The 14976-nt window shown below is 70.9% G+C and carries 13 protein-coding genes; 1 reads left to right on the top strand and 12 read right to left on the bottom strand.

Features of this window, described 5'->3' with window-relative positions; translation table 11 throughout:
* Positions 1-220: 220 nt before the first annotated feature.
* From JJ685_RS22115 to JJ685_RS22060, 12 genes are all read right to left on the bottom strand, one after another.
* Positions 221-1684 carry an ammonia-forming cytochrome c nitrite reductase subunit c552 gene (locus tag JJ685_RS22115; protein ID WP_201676500.1) on the bottom strand — a complete coding sequence of 488 codons (1464 nt, stop codon included), beginning with the start codon at positions 1682-1684 and terminating at the stop codon, positions 221-223.
* A 17-nt stretch (positions 1685-1701) separates the two neighbouring features.
* A complete protein-coding gene (gene nrfH / locus JJ685_RS22110; RefSeq protein ID WP_201676499.1) occupies positions 1702-2214 on the bottom strand; it encodes a cytochrome c nitrite reductase small subunit in 513 nt (170 codons plus the stop codon).
* A gap of 742 nt (positions 2215-2956) precedes the next feature.
* Positions 2957-4147 carry an NnrS family protein gene (locus JJ685_RS22105; RefSeq protein WP_201676498.1) on the bottom strand — a complete coding sequence of 397 codons (1191 nt, stop codon included), beginning with the start codon at positions 4145-4147 and terminating at the stop codon, positions 2957-2959.
* Positions 4144-5253: a hypothetical protein gene (locus tag JJ685_RS22100; protein ID WP_330901819.1), complete on the bottom strand. Its 1110-nt coding sequence runs from the start codon at positions 5251-5253 to the stop codon at positions 4144-4146. Before JJ685_RS22100 ends, JJ685_RS22105 begins: the two co-directional genes overlap by 4 nt.
* Complete coding sequence (locus JJ685_RS22095; protein WP_201676497.1) at positions 5250-5585, bottom strand: metal-sulfur cluster assembly factor; 336 nt, start codon at positions 5583-5585, stop codon at positions 5250-5252. The genes JJ685_RS22100 and JJ685_RS22095 overlap by 4 nt, the downstream gene beginning before the upstream one ends.
* Positions 5582-6049, bottom strand: a complete 468-nt coding sequence (locus JJ685_RS22090; RefSeq protein WP_201676496.1) for an Rrf2 family transcriptional regulator — start codon at positions 6047-6049, stop codon at positions 5582-5584. Before JJ685_RS22090 ends, JJ685_RS22095 begins: the two co-directional genes overlap by 4 nt.
* 48 nt (positions 6050-6097) lie before the next feature.
* Complete coding sequence (locus JJ685_RS22085; RefSeq protein WP_201676495.1) at positions 6098-8374, bottom strand: nitric-oxide reductase large subunit; 2277 nt, start codon at positions 8372-8374, stop codon at positions 6098-6100.
* 51 nt (positions 8375-8425) lie between these two features.
* A complete protein-coding gene (locus tag JJ685_RS22080; RefSeq protein WP_201676494.1) occupies positions 8426-8716 on the bottom strand; it encodes a DUF2249 domain-containing protein in 291 nt (96 codons plus the stop codon).
* A 271-nt stretch (positions 8717-8987) separates the two neighbouring features.
* Entirely contained in the window at positions 8988-9665 is a 678-nt protein-coding gene (locus tag JJ685_RS22075; protein WP_201676493.1) for a response regulator, read from the bottom strand.
* 12 nt (positions 9666-9677) lie between these two features.
* Positions 9678-11579 (bottom strand): type IV pili methyl-accepting chemotaxis transducer N-terminal domain-containing protein, encoded by a 1902-nt coding sequence (locus JJ685_RS22070; protein ID WP_330901818.1) that lies wholly within the window; start codon positions 11577-11579, stop codon positions 9678-9680.
* A gap of 89 nt (positions 11580-11668) precedes the next feature.
* Positions 11669-12091, bottom strand: coding sequence for a universal stress protein (locus tag JJ685_RS22065; protein WP_201676492.1), 423 nt, complete (start codon positions 12089-12091; stop codon positions 11669-11671).
* 37 nt (positions 12092-12128) lie between these two features.
* Positions 12129-12572, bottom strand: a complete 444-nt coding sequence (locus tag JJ685_RS22060) for a universal stress protein (RefSeq protein WP_201676491.1) — start codon at positions 12570-12572, stop codon at positions 12129-12131.
* 108 nt (positions 12573-12680) lie between these two features.
* On the opposite strand from JJ685_RS22060, the gene JJ685_RS22055 reads away from it, so the two are divergent.
* The gene (locus JJ685_RS22055) at positions 12681-14972 is read left to right on the top strand and encodes a heavy metal translocating P-type ATPase (protein ID WP_201676490.1); all 2292 of its coding nucleotides are present in this window, start codon (positions 12681-12683) and stop codon (positions 14970-14972) included.
* Positions 14973-14976: the final 4 nt, after the last annotated feature.

Genomic DNA, 14976 nt, shown 5'->3' with positions numbered 1-14976 from the left:
TCCCTCCGTGGACCAGCCGCGCGCGGCGGAAGAACGAGCCTCGATAGTTCCGTGGGAGTAGTCCCGCGGCGACCTTGATCTGGGGCAAGAAATCCGGGGTGGGGCGGGCGTAACCTGTCTTCACTCGCCACAGATCCCGGCGAGATCCCTGACGCATCGAGCGTCACCCCGCTTCAGGCGGGAAAGAGAGCGGCCCCAGGCCGCTCTCTCATTTGGGTCTTCAGTTCCGGGCCTCCGCCACCTTGGCCGCGCCGCGCCGCAGCGCCGCCAGCTCGCCCTGGCGCGCGTAGTCGATCGCTTCGGCCAGCGCGCGGGCCGCTTCCTGCGGCGCGTGGAAGCCCATCGAGTTCTCGGCGGCGATGAAGTCCAGCCGCCACTGGGCCTTGCGCTGCAGCTCCAGCGCCGGGGCGAGCTGCGCGTCGCTCGCGCCGTCCTGCTTCGCGGCCAGCACGGCGTCCATCAGCGCGGTGATCGCCACGCCGCCCCGCTGCAGCAGCTCGTTGTTCCTGGTCTGGATCAGGTCGACGCGCGTCTTGATCTCGTCCTCGGACATGCGGTGGCAGGGCTGGCAGGCGCGGCTGATGTTCAGCAGCGGGCTGCGCACCCAGTGGTCGGACACCTTGGTCGCGCCGTCGCGGGCATAGGGCATGTGGCAGTCGGCGCAGGCGACGCCGCTGCGCGCATGCACGCCCTGGCTCCAGAGCTCGAACTCGGGGTGCTGCGCCTTCAGGATGGGCGCGCCCGTTTCGGCGTGCTTGTAGTCGAAGAAGCGGCCGCCGTCGGGCATCTTCGTCTCGTTCCAGAACATCTCGATCTGGTCCACGTTCAGGCCCTTGCCCCAGGGCGCCGTGAGCGGCATCGCGGAGGAGCAGTAGTACTCGATGTGGCACTGGGCGCAGACGAAGGTGCGCATCTCGTTGCGCGTCGCGTCCGCGTTCGGGTCGTAGGGCCTGGACTTGTCCGTGGCGCGCCAGCGCTCGATGGAGGGCGCGAACGGCGTGGAGGCCTGGCTGGCGGCCAGCTTCTGGATGCCGATCAGGAAGGCCGGCCGCGTCACGATCAGCTTCATGGTCTGGGCATCGTGGCAGTCCGGGCAGCTCACGGTCTGGGCATGGCCCATGTCGTGCAGCTTCTTGTTCAGCTCCTTGTAGGGGATCTTGTAGGTCGTCTCGAAGCCCTTGATCACGTCGCCGCCCCCGAGCTCGCGGTACAGCGGGATCACGGAGCCGTGGCAGTGCAGGCAGGAGCCGGTCTGCGGCTTGGTCTGCCGCTGCGTGTTCTCCTGGTCCACCAGCATGTACGCGTGGCCGCGCCGGTCGCGGTAGTCGATCGAGAAGGCGTAGCCGAGGAACATGCGCTTGAGCCACGGATCGCGGTCGATCTTCTCCTGCGGCAGCGCCTCGCTGCCGCCGTGGCCGCCGAAGCGCGTGCGCGTGGGCTGGGCGGTGAGCTTGTACGCGTCGTACTGCTTGGGCCAGTTCACGCCCCACTTGGCCGGGTCGGTGGTGTCCTGCGTCACTTCGACCAGCCGGGTCGTCGTGACCTTCGCCTCCTGCTTGCGCTCGGCGATGTTCACCAGCAGGGCTGCCAGGCCCGCGGCGAAGATGGCGGCCAGCGCGGCCGCCGACAGGACCGGGATTTTCGAGAGGCCGCGCTGGGCGCGCCGACGGGATGCGGATTTCATGAGAGTCCCTCCGTGGTTCAGGTGCGCGGTCCGCCGAGTCCGGTGCGCTCGCCGTGGCCCGCGGTCGCGTGGCAGTGCACGCAGCTCGCTTCCTCCGTGGGGCCGCGCGCCATCACGGCGTCGTGCACCAGGTCGCGGTGGCAGGCCAGGCAGCTGGCCTGCAGGATCTCGCTGTTGAACGGCTTGATCGCGATCGGCTCGGCGAAGTCCTGCAGCGTGTACGCCTTGGAATGGTTCCAGCCGTTGACCAGCTTCGCGAAGTACGGTGCGACGAAGCCACGCGGCAGGTGGCAGTCGTTGCAGGTGGCGACGTGGTGGTGGCTCGATTTCTGCCAGGCGTCGTACTGCGCCTGCATCACGTGGCAGTTCGCGCACACCTTCGGCTCGGAGCTCAGGTACGAGAAGCCTTCCGCGTAGAACAGCGTGTAGCCTCCGATGCCGGCCACCGCGCCCACCAGGACAGCCAGTGCGAGCAGCAGCGGCGAGCTGCCTCCGATGCCGCGTTGCGGCCTTTCCAGAGCGGTGCCCATGTGTGCTCCCCCGTTCCTTCATTGATAGGTCGGGGGGCGGGATCTACGTTGATGGGCATCAAGGTGGAAGTGCGGTCGCCTGGGGGGCGTCCGGGCTGTCGCAGTGACAGCCGCTGAAAGTTATTCGCCAATCTCCAGGGCTGCTGGCCAGGGTTCACTTCTGCCGGATGAGGGCATCCTCGGGTGCGCGCAGCGGCCTTCTTGCCGGACCAGAGCGGGGCTGTCCGTCTCTGCGACTGTCCCCCGGCGCGGGTGAGAACCGCACCCCGGGTGAGCGCGGCGCCCGCGCCTCCTCCTTTATGTCGCCGAGCCGGACAGCCCCGCTCTGGTCCTGCGCCGCGCCGGGTTCGGGCGCAGCGGCTTCGTTGACGCGTACCGCAAGTGGTGCACCGCGAGAAGCAGGTGCGCGAGGGAAGCTGCCTGATCCGCGCGCTGCGTAGGACCAGGGCGGGCCTGTCCGGCTCGGCGACATAAAGGAGGAGGCGCGGGCGCGGCGAGCTTACGGGCCTGGGCTCTCATCCGCGCCGGGGGACAGTCGCAGAGGCGGACAGGCCCGTCCTGGTCCGGCCCACTGGCAACGAATCGAACCAGCGCAGGACCGCGCCAATTCGAACCACGGTGCGCTCCCCGCCGAACGCGAATTCACCCGTTTCCCGCAAATCGGCGAAGGACCAAAAAAAAATCCCGCAGGGGCGAACCCGTGCGGGACCAAGAGGGCTGAAATGAATTCAGGGCATGCGCGTCAGCCGGGACGGCCGTCCAGGCGTGGGCGGGTCAGCACGTTCCAGTAGCTCACGAAGTACAGCGCGAAGCCGGCCGACCACAGCGTGGCGGCGCACAGCACGGCCTCCATGGTGAAGGCGGGCGCGGCGAGCGGCACCAGCACGCGCACGAAGGCGGCGCTGGCGACCAGCAGGTAGCAGGCGACGTCGCGCCGGTCGGCGCGCAGCGGACGGGCCGTGTGGCCGCGGGCGGTGCGGGTCATCATTCCGATCACCAGGCCGCCGATGGCGCCGACGGTCAGCGAATGGATGGCAGCGGAAGGCGCGACCCAGCCGGCGGCGGCCAGGGCGCGCAGCGCGAGGTGCACCGGGATCCAGGCGTACGCGAGATGCAGCACCCACACCAGTGGCGTGCGCAGCGTGACCCACGGCTGCCACAGCACCCAGCGCGCCAGGTGGGCGAGGGCGGCGACGGCCGCGACGGCGCCCAGCACCAGCGGCGGCGCCTGCAGGGCGTCGGCCGCGAACAGCGCGAGCACCGAGCCCAGTGCCACCTGCTCCACCCGGGGATGGCGCCGCGACGCCGCGCCGGGCACGCCGTTGATCGTGAACATGGGGATCACCCGTCCGCCCATCACGCACAGGACGAACAGCACCGCGTCCAGCCCGAGCTGGATGCCGGCCCAGGCCGGCAGGGCCACCACGCCCAGCTGGTTCAGGTGCACGGCGAGGGACCCCAGCCCCAGCAGCGTGAGCACGCCGACGAAGAAGTAGTTGCGGCGGTTGCCCGCCTTCACGAAGGGAATGCCCAGCGCGACGGCCGCCGCGAGCGGGAAGGCGGTGTTGGCGACGGCGGAGAGCCAGCCCCAGGGCGTGAGCACCAGCACCCGCGCGAGCAGCCAGAGGACGGCCAGCGCGGCGAGCTTGCCGCCGGTGGGCGTGGGCAGGCCGGTCCAGTTGCGTCCCGCCGTGAACAGGAAGCCCACGATCACCGCCAGCGCGAATCCGAACAGCATCTCGTGCGCGTGCCACAGCGCGCCCGGCAGGTAGGGCGCGGCGAGGTGGCCGGTGAACTGCAGGCCCCACAGCAGGATGGACACGGCGGCGAAGGCGCTGGCCAGCAGGTAGAAGGGCCGGAAGCCCAGTTGCCACAGGGCGAAGCCACGCGGGGCGGCGCGCGGCGGTTCCTCGATCTGGAAGAAGCTGCTCATGGTCTCGGGTCGGAAACGCGGCGCGGCCCCTGCCGCTGCCGCCAGGCCAGCGCGGAGCCGCCGGCGGTGGCGGCGAACAGCGCGATGGCCAGTGCGTTGAAAAGGGCCCCCTGGGCGCGGAGGTGGAAGTCCACCGCGCCGCCGGCCAGGCGCAGGGCGAGCGACAGGTGCAGCGCGAGCAGGGGCAGGTAGAAGAAGTTGCCGAACTGCAGCTTCACGCGGGTGACGGCGGGCAGGATCACCGGCGCGTGGCCCATGATCATGCTGACGATGAAGCCGAGCCCGAGCGCGTGCAGGGCGATGTCGCGCACCGGATAGCCGAGGGCCGTGGCGCCCCAGGCGACGCCGCCGATGGCGAGCCACACGTAGCCCCCGAGCAGGCACACGGCCATGTAGCGCGACAGGCCTTCGGCGCGCACCGTGCGCCGCGCGATGTCGAAGGCGAGCAGCCAGGCGGCCAGGCCGCACAGCGCGGCGCCGAACAGCACGCCGCCGAAGCGCGGCTCGAGGCCGGAACAGGCGGCGCCCCAGGCCAGCGCGGCCAGCACGAGGTGCAGCGCGGGCTGGGCGCCGCGGCGGCGCCGCATCAGGCGGGTCATCTCGAGGCGTTCGGCGGCGATGGTCACCACCAGGAAGGCGAACCACCAGGGCAGCACGGTGCTGCTGCTGGCGCCCACGGCCAGCAGCACGTTGCCGGTGAACCAGGCGACGGCGCTGGCGAGCAGCAGGGCGGTGTGGGCCGCGGGCTGGCGGCGCAGCAGCAGCGCGTTGACGAGGACGAAGGCGCCGGAGCCGAGCACCAGCAGCAGGGCGGCGGGCAGCTGGGCGCCGCACAGGAGGGCGAGGGCGGCGGCGCCCGAGGCGAACGGGGCCGTCCAGGCGGCGCGATGCTTGAAGGCGACGGCACGCTCGATGGAGATCACGGTGCCCATGAAGCCGCACATCATCAGCGCGGCATGGGCGAGGGCGGCGCGGGTGAGCCAGGGGGCGTCGGCCGCCACCGGCAGGGTGATGCCCACGCGCAGCAGGCCGCCGGCGATGCCGGAGAGCAGCGCCGCCGCCACGCAGGCGACCAGCGAGCCGGCGATGACGGAACGAGGGTTCACCAGCCCATGAAGCCGCGGGCCTTGTCGCTCATGCGCTCGGGCGTCCATGGCGGCTCCCAGACCAGCTCCACGTGGATCAGCATGTCGGGCGGCAGGGCCCGGTCCAGCTGGGTTTCGATGTCGTCGATGATCGTGTCCGTGACCGGGCAGGCGGCCGAGGTCATCGTCACGCTGACGTCCATGCGCTTGTCCTTGACGACGACGCCGTACACGAGGCCGACGTCGACGATGTTGAGGGCCACCTCCGGGTCCACCACGCGTTCCAGCGCTTCGACCAGGGGCGGCAGCAGTTCCGGCGGGCCGGAGTAGATGAAGCGGTCTTCGTCGCTCATGGGCGGGCTCCCTTGCGTGGCGCGGCGTCGCGCTCGACGAACAGGATCTGCGCGAGCTGCTTGCGGTTGCCGACCAGGTCGGCGAGGGTGTAGCGGTCCAGCACGCCGTAGAAGGCCTTGATGGATTCGCCCAGCACGCCGCGCAGGCGGCAGTCGGGGGCGATGGCGCAGTCGCCGTCGGTCTCGCCGAAGCATTCGGCCAACTGGCTCAGGCCTTCGGTTTCCCGCACCACCTTGCCGACGACGATCGCCTCGGGGGGCATCCCGAGTTCCATCCCACCTCCCTTGCCGCGCACGTTGGTCAGCCAGCCCTGCTTGCCGAGGAAGTGCACCACCTTGACCAAATGGTTCTCGGACACCTGGAACGCGCCGGCGATCTGCGCGATCGTGGCGCGGTCGGCGGGTTGCGCGGCCAGGTAGATCAGCACGCGCAGGCTGTAGTCGGTGAAGGTGGTCAGTTTCATCGGGGGTCCCCTCAACGGCAAAGGCCGGCTTGCGCCGGCCTCCGCAGCTTACCTCGTCACGGATGCCATCTCACCCGTAGCCACTCCTTGCGGCGAGGTGTCGCGCCGCAGCAGCTTGAGGGCATAGACGCCGAGCAGGACCGCGCCGATGGCGAACACGATGTCGCCGGGGACGCGCAGCCACACCAGGGTTTCCATCACGCCGGAGTGGATCACTTCCGGCGAGCGGGCGAACCACAGGCCCTTGGTGATCGCCGCGTACGCCTGGTAGATGCCGGCGGGCAGCAGCGACATGAACACCATCATGGCCAGGCCGATGTTCAGGCTCCAGAAGGCGGGCTTGATCCAGCCGTCGGCGTGCAGGTGGCGGGCATAGAGGCCGCGCAGGCAGAACAGCATCAGGCCGATGCCGAGCATGCCGTAGACACCGAACAGGGCGGCGTGGCCGTGGGCGGCGGTCATGTTCAGGCCCTGCACGTAGTACAGCGAGGCCGGCGGGTTGATCGCGAAGCCGAGCAGGCCGGCGCCGACGGTGTTCCAGAAGCCCACGGCGACGAAGCACAGGGTGGGCCACTTGTAGGCGTTCAGCCAGGCGATGCCTTGCGAGCGCTTCCAGGTCTGCAGGGCTTCCAGGCCGATCAGCGTCAGCGGAACCACTTCCAGCGCGGAGAACACGGCGCCGACGGCGATCACGGACACCGGCGTGCCGGTCCAGTACAGGTGGTGCAGGGTGCCCAGGATGCCGCCGAACAGGAACACGATGGTCTCGGCGATGATGGCGCGGTTGGCGCTCTCGGCGCGGACCAGGCCCAGCTTGGTGAAGATCAGCGCGATCACCGCGGTGGCGAACACTTCGAAGAAGCCCTCCACCCACAGGTGCACCAGCCACCACCTCCAGTACTCCACCATCGAGTAGTGGGTGTTCTGGCCCCAGGTCAGCGACGTGGAGTAGAAGCCGCCGATGCAGACGGCCGACAGGAACACCATGGCGATCAGGCCGCGGCTTTCCGAGGGCTTGGTCAGCGCGGGCCACAGGGCGCGGCCGAGCAGGAAGGCCCAGAACAGCAGGCCGATGAACAGCAGGATCTGCCAGACGCGGCCCATGCTGGTGAATTCCAGGCCCTGGTTGCCGAGCCAGAAGGCGAAGTCGACGCCGCGGTGCTGCAGGGTGCCGAGCCAGCCGGTGGCGGTGGAGCCGACCACGATCGCGATCAGCGCCCAGAACAGGACGTCCACGCCCAGCTTCTGCAGCTTGGGTTCCTTGCCGCCGAGCAGCGGGGCGATGTAGAGGCCGGTGGCGAGCCACGCGGTGGCGATCCAGAAAATGCCCACTTGCGTGTGGATGGTGCGGCTGGTCACGTAGGGCAGCAGGTCGCCGATCGGCAGGCCGAAGAAGGACTGGCCTTCGACCGCGTAGTGCGCGGTGATGGCGCCCATGGCGATCTGCAGCAGCATCAGGCCGATCACGACGAAGAAGTACTTGCGGGTGGCCTTCATGGAAGGCGTCGCCTTGGCGCCCGCCAGCGGGTCGCTCTTGGGCGGGACGGCTTCTTCCTCGTGCTTGCCGGCGCCGTGCAGCCACAGCAGGGCGGCGATGCCGGCCAGCAGCAGGATCACGGAGGCGACCGACCACATCGCGGCCGAGGCCGTCATGGTGTTGCCGATCAGCGGCTCGTGCGGCCAGTTGCTGGTGTAGGAAATGCCGGGGTCGTTCGGACGGTCGGTGCCGGCGGCCCAGGCGCTCCAGAAGAAGAAGGCGCTCAGGGCCTGGCGCTCGGCGGCGTCGGGCACGGTGCCGTCGCGCATGGCGTATTGCTCGCGCAGCTTGGACAGCGAGGCGGCATTGCCGAACAGGCCGGTGTAGTGGTCGGTGACTTCGCGGATGGCCTGGGCGCGGACCGGGGACACCGAGACGGCGCCGGTGGCGGCGTCGTAGGTATTGCGGCGCATCTCGTCCTTCACCGCCGCGTCGACGGCGCCGCGCTCGGCGGGCTTCAGGGCGGAGGGGTCGCTGACGATGGCCTTGGCGCGCAGGGTCTGCAGGGCGACCGCTTCGCGGTGCAGCCAGTCGGCCGACCAGTCGGGCGCGACGTAGGCGCCGTGGCCCCAGACGGAGCCCTGCTGCTGGCCGCCGGCGGCGAGCCAGACCTGCTGGCCCTTCTGGATCTGTTCACCGGTGAAGAGCACCTGGCCATCGGTGCTGACCACCTTCTGCGGGATGGGAGGGGCCGTCAGGTAGATCTGGTAGCCCAGGTAACCGAGGACGCCGAAGGACAGCACGAAGATCAGTGCCAGCCAGCGCCAGAGAGTGTTGTTGCTTCGCATGGATCTTGACTCGTAAAGAGGAAGGGCGATGGATTCGGGCGGAGGAGGGGTTCAGCCGCCGCAGCCGCCGCCGCAGCAGCTGCTGCCGCCGTCGTAGGCGGCGCCGTCCTTGATGCGCTTGATCGCGACGCGCCAGGTCTGCGGCCCCTGCTCCAGGTAGGCCCAGTCGAACTGGCCGGGCACGAAGTTCTGGAACTGGAAGAACAGGGGGCGCGGATCGTGGTTGTTCACGAGCTCCAGCCCCTGGCCGGTGGCCAGCTCGCCGAAGGTGGCGAAGATCGTGGAATGCCGCACGTGCGGCGGAAGGGACTGGACGTCGATGCGGACTGCGGTCTGGCTCATGCGGGCTCCTCTTGGATAAGGTGCATTTCGGATGCACCTAATGTCGCGGAGCCCGGGCAGACCCGATTTGATCTGGGTCAAAGGTCTATTTCAAATACACCTTTACGCAACGGGGCGTAATGGGGGTTCACTACAACATCCGGACGCAGAGGGCGCAAAGGGACGCAGAGGACGCAAAAAAAACCTTTGAAGGATGTTCTTTTGCGTTCTCTGCACCTTTGCGCACCCTGCGTTCGGTTGTTGCAGTGGCGGCCGATCGCCGGCCACACCCCTACATGCGCGCCTGTCCCGCCGTCGCCACCACCGCTGCCTGCACCCGCGAGCTCACGCCGAGCTTGCGCAGGATGTGCTGGACGTGGATCTTCACCGTGGTCTCGGCGATCTGCAGCGCGCGCGCGATCTCCTTGTTGCTGGCGCCGCGGGCGATCTCCTGCAGCACCTCCTGCTCGCGCGGGGAGAGCAGGGCCGCCCCTTCCGGGTGCGGGGTCGGCTCGGCGCTCAGGGCCGAGAGGGCCTGCGCGCCGCCGGCCTGCAGCGCCGTCACCAGCCGGGTCATGAGCTCCGGGCTGATCACGGGCTCGCCCCGCATCACGCGGTGGATGCAGGCGATCAGCATGTCGCCCTCGATGGTCTTGAGCAGGTAGCCGTTGGCGCCGCCCTGCAGCGCCATCCGCAGGTCCTGGTCGTCCTCGCTCACGGTGAGCAGCACCACCTTGGCCAGCGGCGCCGCCTCGCGCAGCTCCGCCAGCGCCTGGATGCCGGTGGCGCCGGGCAGGTGGTTGTCCAGCAGGATGAGGTCCGGCTGCAGGGCACCGGCTTTGCGTACGGCCTCGGGTGCGTCGGCGGCCTCGCCCACCACTTCGACGCTGAGGTCGGCCGCCAGCAGGGCGACGAGTCCGCGGCGGAACAGGGTGTGGTCGTCGACGACCAGCAGGCGAACGGGGGACATCTCGTTTTCTCCTTATCGGGCCAGCGCCTCCGCCAGCGGGGCGGGGGCTGCGGCCGGGCCCGTGGCGGGCAGGTCCAGGGTGACGGTGCAGCCGGCGCCGGGCGCCGAGTGCACCCGCACGCGCGCGCCGATGCGCAGCGCGCGCTCCTGCATGATCCGCAGGCCCACGTGGGTGGCGTCCGAGCCGGGGCGCTGCGGGTCGAAGCCGGCGCCGTCGTCGTGCACCTCGAAGGTCCAGTGCGGAGCGGAGCACACGCGCAGCTCCACGTGGCGGGCGTGCGCGTGCTTGCGCACGTTCGACAGCGCCTCCTGCACGATGTGCAGCACCTGCACCTGCACGTCGGGCGCCAGCGGCACGCCGTGGCCCTCCATGCGCAGCTGCGCCGGCAGCCCGGTCTGGTGCTCGAATTTCTGCAGCGTGGTGCGCAGCGCCGGCTCGATGTCCTCGGCGCTGGTGCGGGTGCGGAAGTGCAGCAGCAGCTCGCGCACGTCGGCATAACAGTCGCGCACGCCGGTCTCCAGTTCGGCGATGCCGCGCTCCACCGCGGCGTGGTCGCCGCGCTGCGCCGCCTGCCGCACCAGGCCGACCTGGATCTTCATGAACAGCAGCGCCTGGGCGATGGAGTCGTGCAGCTCGCGCGCCAGCAGCCCGCGTTCCTCGGCGACGGCGGCCTCGCGCTCCAGGGCGGCGGCACGCTGGCTCTCCAGGCCGCTGGCGAGGTGGCTGGCCAGGGCGTCCAGCAGCTCGCGGTCCTCGTGCGACAGCTCCACCGGGTGGCGGTAGAACAGGTTCACTTCGCCCAGCAGGCGGTCGTGCACGCGGATCGGCACCGACACCATCGCCGAAAAGCCCGCCCGCCCGCAGTGGCCCAGCGTCGGGCGGCCGCCGTCGAGGATCGGGATCACGCGGGTGTGGCCGTGCGCCGTGACCTCGCCGCAATAGCAGTCACCGCGCTCGATGCAGGCGCCCGCGGCAGCGATCTCCTGCGGCAGGCACTCGTGCGCGACCAGCACGAAGCGGCCGGGGTCCGGCGCGCACAGGCGCACCGCCGAGGCGTCCGCGCGGCCGATGCGGCGCAGGTGGGCGGCGAAGCCCCGGGCCAGCGCGTCCAGGGTGGGTGCGTCGGCCACGAAGGCGCTGATCTCGTACAGGTCCGCCAGCCGCTGGCGCTCGCGCTCCAGCCGCTGCGTCTTCTCGCGCACCTTGCCCTCCAGCTCGCCGTAGAGCGACTGCAGGGTGCCGGTCATGGCGTTAAAGCCCGCGGCCAGTTCGCCGAATTCGTCGCCGCTGTCGACCTCCACGCGCGTGCCCAGGTCGCCCGCCTGCACCGCTGCGAGGCCCTTCTTCAGGCGCGCGAGCGGTTGCAGCACGAACACGTAGCCGGAATAGAACGCGGCCATGGCGCTCGCGACGGCCAGGCCCACCAGCGCCAGCTGGAACATCTGCAGCACCGCGGTCCAGCGGGAGATCTGGGTCTCGATCGCGGCGACGAAGCCGTCCACCAGCGCCACGAAACCGGCGCTTTCCGCCACCAGGTCCGGGTCGGGGTGCTCGTCGAGCCAGCGCCCGCGCAGCGCTTCCCAGCGCGTGCCCACTTGCGCGAAGCGCGCGCGCGACTCCTCCGACCAGGGCACGAACAGGGGCCGCGACGGGTCCCCCTGCCGCAGCAGGGCGACGCTCTCGTCGAAGCCGCGGGCCAGCAGGCGTGCTTCGGCGCCGTTGCCCGAGGTGTGCAGGATCAGCGCCAGCCGGTAGGTCTGCATGCGCAGGCGGCCGGCCTCGTTCACCGCGGCGGCGCCGCCCTGCATGTTCCAGGTGACCCACAGCGTGAGAACGATGGAAACCAGCGCCAGCAGCAGGAGGCCGATTGCGGTGACGACCAGCTTGGCGGTGATGGTGAGGGTCGGCTTCACGAAGGGGCGGGCGCAAGCTCGCGCCTGCCCCCAGCTTAGGAGCCGGGTGGCGAGGCGCCTTGACGGCGGTCAACAGGGGCGCGGGGCCCCTACTTCACGAGCAGGACCGGGATCTCGATCTGCGTCAGCACGTTCTGGGCGACGCTGCCCAGGATCGCGCGCCCCAGGATGCCGTGGCCGTGGGTGCCCATCACGATCATCTGCGCCTTGTCCTTCTTGGCGGCCTTGACGATCTCGACGCCGGGATTGCCGACCGCCCAGCGCGAGGTGTAGGAAATGGAGTGGCGCTCCAGGAACTTCTCGATCGGCTTGAGCACCTTCTCGGCTTCCTCGCGGTGGTAGTCCTGCACGGCGGCCGCGCCGACCATGCTCTTCACGCGCGGCGGCATGGCCGGCTGCACGTTCACGACCACGATTTCCCCGTCCCCGCCGGCGATCTCGTGATTCGTGACGAGGAAGGCGAGGGCCTTCTTGGTGTAGGTGCTGCCATCGGCAGCGAGGAGGATCTTCATGCTTCCACTCTCTTGTTCTTTGCCATTGGGATGCCGGTCAGCGCAGGACCAGCACCGGTATGTTGCCATGGGTCAGCACGTGCTGCGTCTCGCTGCCCAGCAGCAGCCGCTTGATGCCCCTGCGGCCGTGCGAGGCCATCACGATCAGGTCGCACCTGCTCTTGCGCGCGGCGGCGAGGATCGCCTCCGCCACCAGGTCGGAGCGCACGGTGGTCGCGCGGGACTGCACGCCCGCCTTCGCGGCCGCCTTGCCGACCTCGTCGGCCACCGCCTGGCCCTGCTCGGCCCACTGCTTCTCGATGCGCGCCACGTCCGCGACGCTGACGGACACGCCGCCCTCGAAGTAGGAGCGGGGATAGCGCGGCACCACGTTGAGGGCCACGACTTCCGCGCCGAGCGCCGCGGCCAGTTCCACGGCGCTCTTGATGGCCTTCTTCGACAGCGCGGACCCGTCGGTCGGAACCAGGATGCGTTTGTACATGGCGGCTCCCGTCGTTGCTGTATGGATGAGGCAAGCTTAGGCGGCGGCCCCCGGCGCCGATTGACGTGCATCAACCGGCGGGCGTGGGGCGGCCCTTAGTCTCGTCGCATGCAGGCTGCTGCCCTCCCGTCTCCCCTGTCCGTCGCACCGCAGGCCGCGGAAGCGCCCGCGCGCGGCGCGGACGCGGCGGCGCTGGACGACCGCGCCGAGTGGGAGTCGTTCAGCCGGCCGGTCAAGGGCCGCGACGACGCCTGGGAGTCCTACCTGGCCATCGAGGGCATGTACTGCCCCGGCTGCTCGCTCACCGTCGAGGACGCCCTGAAACCCCTGCCCGGGGTGGAGGACGTGCAGGTGAACGGCGCCACCGCCACCGCCCGCGTGGTCTGGACGCCGCAGCGGGGCCGGCCTTCGCAGTGGCTGGAGGCCCTGCAGCGCGCCGGCTACCGCGGCCTGCCGGCGAGCGACCAGCTCGTGGCCGTCCCGCGGCGGCAGGCCCAGCGCATGCTGCTGTGGCGCTGGCTGGTGGCCGGCTTCTGCATGATGCAGGTGATGATGTACGCCGTGCCGGCCTACGTCGCCGCCCCGGGGGAGATGACGCCGGACGTGGCCGCGCTGCTGCGCTGGGCCGCCTGGCTGCTGACGCTGCCGGTGCTGGTGTTCTCCTGCCGTCCCTTCTTCGCCTCCGCCTGGCGCGACCTGCGCCACGCCCGCGTGGGCATGGACGTGCCGGTCTCGCTGGGGATCCTGATCGCCTTCGGGGCGAGCACCGCCGTCACCTTCGATCCCCAGGGGCCCATGGGCGGCGAAGTCTGGTACGACTCGGTCACCATGTTCGTGTTCTTCCTGCTGTCCGGCCGGTTGCTGGAACAGCGCCTGCGCGACCGCACCGCCGGCGCGCTGGAGGCCCTGGCGCGCCGCCTGCCGGACACGGTGGAGCGCCTGGCCGCCGACGGCGGCGCCGAACGCGTCCCGGTGCGCCGCCTGCAAGCCGGCGACCGCATCCGCCTGCGGGCCGGCGAGGTCTTCCCGGCCGACGGCCGCATCCTGGAGGGCGAGACCCAGGTCGACGAGGCGCTGCTGACGGGCGAGTCGACGCCGCTGCCGCGCGCGGCGGGGCAGGGCGTGATCGCCGGCAGCGCCAACCTCGGCGGAACCATCGTCGTGCTGGTGGAGCGCACCGGCGCGGACACCCGCTATGGCCAGATCGTGGCCATGATGGAGCGCGCCTCGGTGGAGAAGCCCGCCATCGCGCGGCTGGCGGACCGCCTGGCGACCCCCTTCCTGCTGGCCGTCCTGTTCGCCGCCGGCGCCGCCGCCTGGTGGTGGTGGCCCCAGGGCCCGGGCCAGGCGCTCGGCGTGGCCGTCGCCGTGCTGATCGTGACCTGCCCCTGCGCGCTGTCGCTGGCCACGCCCGCGGCCACGCTGGCCGCCGCCGGCGCGCTGGCGCGCCGCGGCATCCTGGTGCAGCGGCTGGACGCACTCGAATCCGGCGCCTCCATCGACACGGTGGTGTTCGACAAGACCGGCACGCTCACCACGGATCGCATGTCGGTGCGCAGCGTGCGCACGCGGGACGGCGTCGCCGAACAGGAAGCGCTCGCGCTGGCCGGCGCGCTGGCGCGGCATTCATTGCATCCGGCTTCGCGGGCGCTCGCCGACGCGGCGTCCGGGACGGGGCCGCAGGTGCAGGCCGTGCAGGAACAGGGCGGCCGTGGCGTCCAGGGCCGGCTGGAGGCAGCCGGCGCGAGTCGCACGCTGCGCCTGGGCTCCGCCGCCTTCTGCGGCATCGCGGCCGGGGAACAGGCCGGCTTTCCCCAGGTCCACCTGGCGGACGAGAGCGGCTGGCTCGCCAGCTTCGCGCTGGAGGAGACCCTGCGGCCTGGCGCGCCGGAAGCGATGGCCGGCCTGCAGCGCCTGGGCCTGCAGCCCGAGGTGCTGTCCGGGGACCAGCCCGCGGCCGTGCAGCGGCTGGCGCAACGGCTCGGCTTCTCCAGCGCCCTGGGCGGCCAGACGCCGCAGCACAAGCTCGATCACGTGGCCGGCCTGCAGGCGCATGGCCATCGCGTCGCCATGGTCGGCGACGGCATGAACGACGGCCCGGTGCTCGCCCGGGCCGACCTCTCCATCGCGCTGGGGCAGGCCGTGCCGGTCGCCCAGGCGCGGGCCGATTTCATTATCCAGGGCGGGCAGCTGGAGGGCGTGGCTGCGGTGCTGCGGCAGGCGCGGCGCACCCGCTCGGTCGTGCGGCAGAACCTGTTCTGGGCGGGCCTCTACAACGCGGTGTCCGTGCCGCTCGCGATCGCGGGGCAGATGCCGCCTTGGCTCGCGGGCCTGGGCATGGCGGCCAGTTCCCTGTTGGTCGTACTCAATGCGGCGCGCCTGGCGCGCCTGCGGACGTAACAAG

This window comes from Ramlibacter monticola, assembly GCF_016722785.1.
Lineage (GTDB): Bacteria > Pseudomonadota > Gammaproteobacteria > Burkholderiales > Burkholderiaceae_C > Ramlibacter > Ramlibacter monticola.
Note: the sequence above shows the minus strand (reverse complement) of the source record. Positions and strands in the feature narration are given on the sequence as shown.